We start from the raw sequence: 8,270 nt of genomic DNA on the forward strand, positions 1-8,270 counted from the left end.
GCAGGCTCGTCGCGTCGCAGCCCTCGCCCGAGGTGCCGCCGCCGAACTGCCCGGCCAGGTCGCCCACCACGGTCACGCACACGTCGGCCTCGCGGGCGGCGTCCAGCGCGGCCGCGAAGCCGGAGCGGTCGTCGCCGCGCACGTCGCAGCCCCGCTCGTAACGCAGCTCGGCGCCGGGCAGCTCGCGCGCGAGCGCGTCGAGCACGGTCGGCGCGTCGAAGCCGAGCCCGAGGCCGGTGTGGCGGGGCAGGACGTGGTTGGGGAAGGCGTAGCAGCCCATGAAGGTACGCGGGTCGTGGGCGGCGGGCCCGACGACGGCGACGCGGCGGGGCGCGGCGCGGCCCTCGCCGAGCAGCGGCAGGGCGGTCCCCGCGTCGAGCAGGATGATCGACCGCTCGGCCAGCTCCCTGGCCAGGGCGCGGTTGCCCGGCGAGTCGAGGTCCACGTCCGCGGCCCCGGCGACCGAGTCCTCGGGGGTCCAGTCGGGGTCGAGCAGCCCGAGCTCGACCTTCTGGGTGAGCAGGCGGCGCACGGCCCGGTCGATCAGCGCCTCGGGCAGCTCGCCGCGGCGCACCCGGTCGGCCAGGTGCCGGCCGAAGCCGAGCGTGTCGGGCAGCTCCACGTCGATGCCGGCGGTGAGCGCCTGGACGCCCGCCTCGGCGGGGTCGGCGGCGACGTGGTGCATGGTGGCCAGGAACGGGACGGCCCAGTAGTCGGAGACGACGGTGCCGGTGAACCCCCACTCCTCGCGCAGCACCTCGGTCAGCAGCCACGGGTCGGCGCCGGCGGGCACGCCGTCGACGTCGGAGTAGGAGTTCATCACCGAGCGGGCGCCGCCGAGCGCGATGGCCGCCTCGAAGGGCGGCAGGATCATGTCCATCAGCTCGCGCCGGCCCATCGGCACGGGGCCGTGGTTGCGGGCGGCGCGCGAGGCGGAGTAGCCGGCGAAGTGTTTGAGCGTGGCGATGATCCCGGCGCTCTCCAGGCCGCCCACGTAGGCGGCGCCGAGGGTGGAGACGAGGTACGGGTCCTCGCCCATCGTCTCCTCGACCCGGCCCCACCGGTAGTCGCGGACCACGTCCAGCACCGGTGACAGCCCCTGGTGCACGCCCACGGCCCGCATGTCGCGGCCGATCGCGGCGGCCATCCGCCGCACCAGCCCGGGGTCGAACGTGGCGGCCCAGGCGATGGCGGCGGGGTAGACGGTGGCGCCGTAGGCGGTGAAGCCGGTCAGGCACTCCTCGTGGACGATCGCCGGGATGCCCAGCCTGGACGCCTCGACGACGGCCCGCTGGAGCCGGACGACCTCGGCCGCTCCCTGGGCGGCGGTGAGCGGGGCGCTGCCGTGGACCCGGGTGAGGTGGCCCAGGCCGTCGCGGACGGCCTCGTCGAGAGGGACGGTGCCGGAGGCGGCGAACACGTCCTGCATCGGGGCCACGTTGAGCGTCTCCGGCTCGGATCCTTGGACGGGAGCTGGGTCCTGGTCGGGCTCCAGCATGTCGTTGCCGATCCACCGGCTGCCGAGCTGGCCGATCTTCTCCTCAAGGGTCAGCTCCGTGAGAAGGGCGTCGACTCGGTCGGCCACGGCGAGCGCCGGGTCCTGCCATGGGCGCAGGGCCCTGCCCGCCGTGGGGGTCCGGTCTAGAGCCGTCATCTACTGCACTCCTTAAAGAGGTGCGGCGCTGTCGCAAACTTTCGAAATGTTTCGAGACTGTGACCAGACCGCCGCGCCGAACCTTCATCATCCGAAGCGCCTGCTGAAGGCGTGCGCGAGAGTACCTTACACGCGCTCGCCGGGATTTCCAGGGCTTACTTGATCGACAAGGTCTTGACACCCTTATTGCCGAAACCTAGATTGGCGAACCCCGCGGTCATGTCGAAAATGTTTCGATGAGCTGACACGAGGAGGGGTGGAAGAGTGGCATCGCCGCGATGCCGTTCCACGACCGTCGGCCAACTCATCCAGTTGCGCATCCAGTGACCAGACGCGCCGCGACCCCCCGGCCCGCGGCATTCGAGTACGGAGATCAGCGTGGAGTCCAGGACAACGTCTCGCCGCACATTCCTCAGCCTCTCCATGGGCCTTCCCCTGGGGGCCGCGCTCGCCGCGTGCGGCAGCTCGGGACCCACCCAGACCGGCGCGGGCGGAGGCACCGGCGCCACGGGTGGCGGCGGTGGTGGCGGCGGCGCCACTTATTGGTACCTGTCGACGCAGCCGCAGGAGGGCGTGCGCACCAGGACGGTCGAGCGGTTCAACAAGGCCAACCCCAACGGCAAGATCACCGGTACGACGTTCCAGAACGACGCGTACAAGACGAAGATCAAGACGGCCATCGGCGCCGGCCAGGCGCCCACCATCATCTGGGGCTGGGGCGGCGGCGGTCTGCGCAGCTACGTGCAGGCCGGCCAGGTCGACGACCTGACCGAGTGGTTCGGCCAGAACGCGGCACTCAAGGACCGGCTGTTCCCCTCCTCCTTCGGCGCGGCCACCATCGACGGCAAGATCTACGCGATGCCGTGCGAGACGATGCAGCCGATCGTCCTCTACTACGACAAGCGCGCCTTCGACAAGATCGGCGCCCAGCCCCCGCAGTCGTGGGGCGACATCATGGACCTGGTGCCCAAGTTCAACGCCAAGGGCATCGCGCCGTTCTCGCTCGGCGGGCAGTCGCGCTGGACCAACATGATGTGGCTGGAGTTCCTCTTCGACCGGCTGGGCGGCCCCGAGGTGTTCCAGGCCGTGTTCGACGGCGAGAAGGACGCCTGGAACAACCCGGTCGCCATCGACGCCCTGGGCAAGATGCAGGAGCTGATCAAGGCCGACGGGTTCGTCAAGGGCTTCTCCTCGATCACCGCCGACTCCAACGCCGACCAGGCGCTGCTCTACACCGGCAAGGCCGCGATGATGCTGCACGGCGGCTGGACGTACGGCAGCATGTCCACCGACGGCGGCGACTTCGTCTCCGGCGGCAACCTCGGCTACATGAACTTCCCGCCGATCGACGGCGGCAAGGGCGACCCCGGCAACACCGTCGGCAACCCCGGCCAGTACATGTCGATCTCCTCCAAGGCCACGCCCGAGCAGAAGGAGATCGCCAAGAAGTTCTTCTCCACCGAGCTGATGAGCGACCAGTCCGTCAAGGAGTGGGTGGAGACCGGCGCGGTGCCGATCGTCAAGGGCGCCGACGCCCAGTTCACCGGCTCCAAGGACAAGGCGTTCCTCGACTTCGTGTACGGCATCGCGGTCAACGCCAAGTCCTTCGCCCAGTCCTGGGACCAGGCGCTCAGCCCGACCGCCGCCGAGGTGCTGCTCGACAACATCTCCAAGCTCTTCCAGCTGTCGATCTCGCCGCAGCAGTTCGCCACGAACATGAACGCGGTCATCGGCAAGTGAGCGCGGTAGCGACCGCCACCCGGCCCTCCGCGAAGGCGGGCCGGGGCGGCGGCTCCCTCAGCTGGCTGGCCCTTCCCGCTCTGCTGTTCTTCGTCGCCTTCGGCGTGATCCCGCTGATCGGCGTCCTCGTGCTGAGCTTCACCGCGTGGGACGGGCTCGGCGAGATCCATCCCGCCGGGTTCGACAGCTGGCGGGCCGTGCTGAGCGACCCCGGTCTCCCGCACGCGCTGTGGATCACCTTCCTCGTCATGGCGGCGTCCTGGGCGGTCCAGACCCCTGCGAGCATCCTCATGGGCGTCTTCCTGGCCGGGCACCAGCGTTATCGCGCGGTCCTGTCGGTGCTGTACTTCATCCCGCTGCTGCTCAGCTCGGCGGCCCTGGCGATCACGTTCAAGGCGCTGCTCGACCCGAACTTCGGCCTCGGCGCGGGGCTGCAGATCCCCCTGCTGGTGCAGGACTGGCTGGGCGATCCGGTGCTGGCCTTCAGCGTGGTCATCTTCGTGGTGTCGTGGCAGTTCATCCCGTTCCACTCGCTGATCTACCAGGGTGGCGTACGGCAGATCCCGCGTTCGATGTACGAGGCCGCGGAGCTCGACGGCGCGGGCCGTGTCCGCCGCTTCTTCAGCATCACGCTGCCGCAGCTCAAGTACACGATCATCACGTCGTCGACGCTCATGGTGGTCGGCTCGCTGACCTTCTTCGACCTGATCTTCGTGCTCACCGCGGGCGGTCCCGGCGACGCCACCCGGGTGCTGGCCCTGGACATGTACAAGCGCGGCTTCCAGGCCAACCTCATGGGTCCTGCCAGCGCGATCGCGGTCATCCTCGTCCTCGTCGGCCTCGTCCTGGCGCTGCTGTTGCGCCGGCTCGGCGGCCGCGACTCCTCCCACAGCCAGCTCGAAGGGGCCTGACGCATGACGACCGTCCCCACCAGAGCCCCCGAGCACATCGCCGCTCCCGACCCGGAGCCGCGCCACCGCCGCAGGCAGCGCCGCAGCCGCGAGCGCCCCAACTGGCTGGCCGGCGTGAGCAGCGTGATCTGGCTGGCGATCGTGATCGTGCCGATCTACTGGATCGTCATCACCAGCTTCAAGTCGCAGAGCAAGTACTACGCCGAGAACCCGCTCATGCCACCGTCGGAGCCGACGCTGGCCAACTACCGGATGGTCATCGAGGCGGACTTCCCGCAGTACTTCGTCAACAGCGTCATCGCCACGCTCGGCGCCGTCATACCGGCCGTGCTGTTCAGCTTCATGGCGGCGTACGCGATCGTGCGGGCGGGCCGCGAGAGCCGGTTCCTGCGCTACACGAACTCGCTGTTCCTCATGGGGCTGGCGATCCCCCTGCAGGCCACGGTGATCCCGATCTACCTGATCATCATCAAGCTGGGCCTGTACGACACGCTGATGGCGCTGATCCTGCCGTCGATCGCCTTCGCCATCCCCCTGTCGGTGCTGATCCTGGCCAACTTCATCAGGGACGTGCCGAAGGAACTGTTCGACTCGATGCGGATCGACGGCGCGACCGAGCAGGTGACGATGTGGCGGCTGGCGTTCCCGCTGACCCGCCCGGCCGTGGTCACGGTGACCGTCTACAACGCGCTGCAGATCTGGAACGGGTTCCTGCTGCCGCTGATCCTCACGCAGAGCCCCGACAAGCGCACGCTGCCGCTGGCGCTGTGGTCGTTCCAGGGTCAGTACAGCATCAACGTGCCCGCGGTGCTGGCCTCGGTCGTGCTGACCACGCTGCCCATCCTCCTGTTGTACGTGGTGGGGCGCCGGCAGCTGCTCAGCGGTCTCACGGCGGGCTTCAGCAAGTGAGCCGCCCGCCTTTCAGGTGAGCGCGTCATGTGAGCGCGTCATGTGAGCGCGCTTGTGAGAGCGCTCTCGTGGCGGCTCAGGTGCTCCATGTGGGCCTCGTAGAAGCGGTCGTCCCCGCGGGCGACGTGGCCGGCGAAGGCCGCGTCGCCCGCGGCGGCGCGTTCGCGCATGAAGGCGACCAGGTGTTCCAGGCGGGCCCGCGCCGTGCGCACCAGCGCCGCGCGATCGGCCTCGCCGAGCCCGTAGGCGTCGGCGAACAGCCGTAGGCGGCGCGCCTGCTCGCCGAGCGGCAGGCCGTCGAGGTCGCCCGGCTCGTGCAGCGGCAGGAATCGGTAGGCGGCGTAGGCCACGTCCCATATCCGGGGGCCCAGGTGCGCCGTGTCGAAGTCGATCAGCGCGACCGGCCGCCCCTCCCGGAACACGCAGTTGTACGGCGCCACGTCACCGTGGCAGACGACCTCGGCCGGCTCGACCGGCGGGAAGTACCAGACCGCGTCCGGCGGGGCCGTGAAGCCGGCGGTGGCGTCGTGGTAGGCGCGCAGCAGCCGGGCCGCCCCGGCCAGGGCGTCGTCGGTGCGCGACCACGCGGGCAGCGGGTAGACGGCGGCCTCGTCCGGCACGAAGTCGAGGACCTCCCGCCCCTGCTCGTCGAGCCCGTGCGCGCGCGGCGCGCCGGTGAACCCGCGCGCCTCCAGGTGGCGCAGCAGCGCGTGCACGGCCGGCGTCCAGGGGCCGGCCGGACGGCGTACGGTGGCGCCCGCCCTGACCACGTGGTTGACCCCGCCGCCGGTCAGCACCTCTTCCCCGGGCACCGCCCCTCCTTGATCGCTTCAGGCCAGTGTGCCACGCGGCCCGGCGGCCGCGCATCGCGTTTTTTCACCGAATTCCCAGGTGGAGCGGGTAGAACAGGCGTCATGCCGGCCAACTCACCCATGGTGCTCGTGGTGGACGACGAGCCCAACATCCGCGAACTGCTGCTCGACGCCCTGGAGCTGAACGGGTTCCGGGTGCGCACGGCCGCGTCGGCCACGCAGGCCCTCGACGCCGTCGGGCGGGAGCGCCCCGACATCATCCTGCTGGACGTGATGCTGCCCGATCTCGACGGGTTCGCGGTGGCGCAGCGGCTGCGGCCGGACGGCGGCGGGCCGCCGGTGCTCTTCCTGACCGCGCGGGACACGGTGGCCGACCGGATCGCGGGGCTGACGGCGGGCGGCGACGACTACGTCACCAAGCCGTTCAGCCTGGAGGAGGTGGTGCTGCGCATCCGCGCCATCCTGCGCCGTACGGGGCCGCGCGAGGAGTCCTGCGACGACGGGCTGCTGCGCTACGCCGACCTGGAGCTGGACGAGGAGACCCGGGTCGTCCGGCGGGGCGGGCGGCCCGTGCACCTGTCGCCGACCGAGTTCGGGCTGCTGCGGTATCTGATGATCAATGCGGAGCGGGTGGTCAGCAAGTCGCAGATCCTCGACCGCGTGTGGGACCACGGCTTCGGGACCGACAGCCGGATCGTGGAGTCGTACATCAGCTACCTGCGGCGCAAGATCGACGCCGATGGGCCGCCGCTGATCCACACGTTGCGCGGGGTCGGGTACTCGCTGCGTGACCAGCGCCTGCTGGAACGCGGCCGATGAGAACGCGGAGCCGGATGGGGCCTGCGGGACCGACGGCAAGGCGGTGCGGCGCATGAGACCGCTGGGGCGGGTGTGGCCGTTGCGGCGGCGGCTGCTCGCCGCGCTGCTGGGGCTGTCGGCGGCGGCGCTGGCGGTGTTCGCGGCGGCCGGGGTGCTGCTGCTCGACCGGTCGCTGATGTCGCGGGTGGACACGCAGCTCACCGACTTCGCCGCCTCGTTCGCCAAGCGTCCGCCGGCGCCCCGTCCGGCGCCACCTCCGCCGGACCGGGACGTGGAGCTGCCCAGCCAGTTCCGGGTCGCCTTCTTCACCCCGTCGGGGGCGGAGCTGCGCCGCGTGCCGGGCTCCGGCCAGGGGCCCGCCGTTCCCGCTCGCGCGGTGATCGACCCGCCGCCCGGGCCGTTCACGGTGCCGGCCAGGTCGGGCGCGGACGAGTGGCGCACGATCGTGCTGCGCCTGCCGGACGGGAACCGGGCCGCGGTCTCGGTCTCCCTGGCCGACAACCGTGCCACCGTACGGCAGCTGTTGCTGATCGAGGCGGCGGCGGGCGCGCTGGTGCTGGTCCTGCTGGGGACGCTCGCGCACTCCGTGGTGCGGCTCGGGCTGCGCCCGCTGACCAGGATGGAGCGTACGGCCACCGCCATCGCGGCGGGCGACCTGGAGCGGCGGGTGTCCGACAGCGACCCGCGTACCGAGACCGGGCGGCTCGGCCACGCGCTCAACGTCATGCTCGGCCGCCTCGCCGAGGCGCTGCGCCAGCGGGAGCGCTCGGAGCGGCGGCTGCGCCACTTCCTCGCCGACGCCTCGCACGAGCTGCGCACGCCGCTGACCTCCATCCGCGGGTTCGCCGAGCTGTACCGGCACGGCGGGAGCCGGCAGGACCCGGCCGTGGCGCGGCTGCTGAGCCGGATCGAGAGCGAGGCGGAGCGGATGGGCGTGCTGGTGGCGGACCTGCTGCTGCTGGCGCGGCTGGACCAGGAGCGGGCGCTGGACCTGACCGAGGTGGATCTGCACGTCATCGCAGGTGACGTGGTGCACGGCGCGCGGGCCCGGCATCCGGGGCGCTCGATCGAGCTGGTGCTGGGTGAGCGGCCGGTGCGGGTGATCGGGGACGAGCACCGCCTGCACCGGGTGGTGGAGAACCTGGTCGGCAACGCCGTCGCGCACACGCCGGAGGGGGCGGCCGTACGGGTGCGGGTGGGCGAACGCGATCCGGCTACGGCGCTCGTCGAGGTGCGTGACGAAGGGCCGGGGATCGATCCCGAGCACTTGCCGCACGTCTTCGAGCGGTTCTACCGCGCCGGCCCGCCCTGTGCCCCCGGCGGCGACTCCGCCGACGGCCCCGGCGGCGGGGGGGGGGGGGGGGGCGGGCGGGGGGGGGGGGGGGGGGGGGGGGGGGGGGGGGGGGGGGGGGGGGGGGGGGGGGG

At 71.6% G+C, this 8,270-nt stretch carries 7 protein-coding genes; 5 read left to right on the top strand and 2 right to left on the bottom strand.

Features of this window, described 5'->3' with window-relative positions; translation table 11 throughout:
• The coding region (locus ABFX54_RS54880) for a glycoside hydrolase family 3 protein (protein WP_346115295.1) at positions 1-1,654 on the bottom strand (1,654 nt) is incomplete at its 3' end.
• 423 nt (positions 1,655-2,077) lie between these two features.
• Between ABFX54_RS54880 and ABFX54_RS54885 the strand changes: the two genes are divergently transcribed.
• The 3 genes from ABFX54_RS54885 to ABFX54_RS54895 are packed head-to-tail and all read left to right on the top strand — an operon-like array spanning position 2,078 to position 5,214.
• Entirely contained in the window at positions 2,078-3,394 is a 1,317-nt protein-coding gene (locus ABFX54_RS54885; RefSeq protein ID WP_346115296.1) for an extracellular solute-binding protein, read from the top strand.
• The gene (locus tag ABFX54_RS54890; RefSeq protein ID WP_346115297.1) at positions 3,391-4,305 is read left to right on the top strand and encodes a carbohydrate ABC transporter permease; all 915 of its coding nucleotides are present in this window, start codon (positions 3,391-3,393) and stop codon (positions 4,303-4,305) included. The genes ABFX54_RS54885 and ABFX54_RS54890 overlap by 4 nt, the downstream gene beginning before the upstream one ends.
• Positions 4,306-4,308: 3 nt before the next feature.
• The gene (locus ABFX54_RS54895; protein ID WP_346115298.1) at positions 4,309-5,214 is read left to right on the top strand and encodes a carbohydrate ABC transporter permease; all 906 of its coding nucleotides are present in this window, start codon (positions 4,309-4,311) and stop codon (positions 5,212-5,214) included.
• Between the two features lie 38 nt (positions 5,215-5,252).
• Here ABFX54_RS54895 and ABFX54_RS54900 read toward each other — a convergent pair whose 3' ends face one another.
• Positions 5,253-6,026, bottom strand: a complete 774-nt coding sequence (locus ABFX54_RS54900) for a phosphotransferase (protein WP_346115299.1) — start codon at positions 6,024-6,026, stop codon at positions 5,253-5,255.
• Between the two features lie 102 nt (positions 6,027-6,128).
• On the opposite strand from ABFX54_RS54900, the gene ABFX54_RS54905 reads away from it, so the two are divergent.
• Both ABFX54_RS54905 and ABFX54_RS54910 read left to right on the top strand, forming a co-directional pair.
• The gene (locus tag ABFX54_RS54905; protein ID WP_346115300.1) at positions 6,129-6,845 is read left to right on the top strand and encodes a response regulator transcription factor; all 717 of its coding nucleotides are present in this window, start codon (positions 6,129-6,131) and stop codon (positions 6,843-6,845) included.
• A gap of 52 nt (positions 6,846-6,897) precedes the next feature.
• Positions 6,898-8,270: sensor histidine kinase (locus tag ABFX54_RS54910; RefSeq protein ID WP_346115301.1), on the top strand; the 1,373-nt coding region annotated here is incomplete at its 3' end.

It is taken from the genome of Nonomuraea maheshkhaliensis, from assembly GCF_039529435.1.
Lineage (GTDB): Bacteria > Actinomycetota > Actinomycetes > Streptosporangiales > Streptosporangiaceae > Nonomuraea > Nonomuraea maheshkhaliensis.

Excerpts from the sequence above, each read along its gene's own strand:
- ABFX54_RS54905 (WP_346115300.1), top strand. The coding sequence starts at position 6,129 with ATGCCGGCCAACTCACCCATGGTGCTCGTGGTGGACGACGAGCCCAAC.
- ABFX54_RS54885 (WP_346115296.1), top strand. The coding sequence starts at position 2,078 with ATGGGCCTTCCCCTGGGGGCCGCGCTCGCCGCGTGCGGCAGCTCGGGA.
- ABFX54_RS54895 (WP_346115298.1), top strand. The coding sequence starts at position 4,309 with ATGACGACCGTCCCCACCAGAGCCCCCGAGCACATCGCCGCTCCCGAC.